We start from the raw sequence: 1,527 nt of genomic DNA, 5'->3' as shown, positions 1-1,527 counted from the left end.
GGTTCCGGTCCCGCAAGACATCCCATGAGCTTGAATGTCAAGCAGCGACCTCGGTGAGGTGGTGTGACCACGCGGTCGCCTCGTCGTAAGGAATGCCGGTCTTGAGGCATCCGTGCAGGATGCCGACGAGCCGGTTGGCGAGCTGCCGCAGCGCGGCGTTGTAACTGGCTCCGCGGGCGCGTTGCCGGTCGTAGTAGGCGCGGGCGCCAGGCGAGACCTTCAACGCGGAGAACGCCTGCGCCATCAGAGCGTCGACGAGCCGGTCGTTGTGCACGAACCGGGCGGCGACGGTCTTCTTCTTGCCGGACGCGCGGGTGATCGGGCTGGTCGCGGCGTAGTTCTTGCGGGCCTTCGCAGTGGCGTACCGGTCGTGGTCGTCACCGAACTCGGCGAGCACCCGGGCGCCGAGGACGGCACCCAGTCCGGGCTGAGACAGGATGATCTCAGCGTCCGGGTGCCGGCCAAAAGAGGCCTCCACCTGCCCTTGCAGGGCTTTGACCTGCTCGTTGTGGGTGACCAGCAACGCGACCAGAGCACGCGCCGACACGGCGTAGGCGGCGGTGACCACCGCAGGCTGACCGAGGTGTTCGGCACGCAGCACGGCCTGGATCGCCGTGGCCTTGGCCGCGACGTCACGGCGACGGGCCCGCTTGAGGGCCGCGCTGATTTGGTTGATGCTCAGCCGGGCAGCGCTCGCCGGGTCGGGGGCCTTGGCGAGCAGTTCCAGGGTGTCGGCGGCGTCGAGGTCCTCGAACGCGTCCAGCGCGGCCGGGAAATACTCCCGCAGCGCGTGCCGCAGCCGCTGCACCGCGCGGGTCCGTTCCCAGATCAGAGTCTTGTGCATCCGGGTGACGACCTTGACTGCCTCCGCATCAGCACTGTCTCCGGCCATCGGGCGCAGCTGATGCGAGTCGGTACGCACCATGTCCGCCAGCATGTGCGCGTCCGCCGCATCGCTCTTGGCCCCGGACACCGCTAGGCGTTCCCGGTATCGGGCCGCCTGCAACGGATTCACCGCATACACCGTGTATCCCGCGGCGACCAGCGCCTGCACCCACGGACCCCGATCGGTCTCGATACCGATCTTCACCCGCGCGGCGACACCATCGGCGTTGATGTCGTCACCGAGCGCCTGACCGATCATCGCGTGCAGCCGTGTCATGCCCGCCATGCCTTCCGGCAGCCGGGCCTTCGACAGTCTGCGGCCGGACGAGTCCATCAGCTCAACGTCGTGGTGGTCCTCCGCCCAGTCATCTCCTATGAACAGCAACGCCTCTCCCACCTGTCGATCCGATCACCGCCGGTAGCCAGGAGGAGAACCATCAGCGACCTAATGAAGCAGTGCTCACGCCGCAACCGGGCGGGCACGACATCCCATCAGCGATCAACTCTCCACACCGACCAACAGCGGCACGATCTTGCGTCAGGACTCAACGTCCAGGACAACCGAGTGCTCGTCTGCCGGCGGCTACCTATCCACCAGGAGTCTGCCGGATGGCTCGCTCCCAGAACTCATTAGGACAACCG

The 1,527-nt window shown here is 67.1% G+C and carries 1 protein-coding gene; it reads right to left on the bottom strand.

Features of this window, described 5'->3' with window-relative positions:
* Positions 1 to 37 precede the first annotated feature (37 nt).
* On the bottom strand, positions 38 to 1,270 hold the full coding sequence (locus tag SLP03_RS31345) for an IS110 family transposase (RefSeq protein WP_319464252.1): 1,233 nt from the start codon (positions 1,268 to 1,270) through the stop codon (positions 38 to 40).
* Positions 1,271 to 1,527 lie beyond the last annotated feature (257 nt).

This window comes from Micromonospora sp. RTP1Z1, assembly GCF_033804685.1.
Lineage (GTDB): Bacteria > Actinomycetota > Actinomycetes > Mycobacteriales > Micromonosporaceae > Micromonospora.
This window is presented reverse-complemented; position numbering and strand designations above follow the sequence as displayed.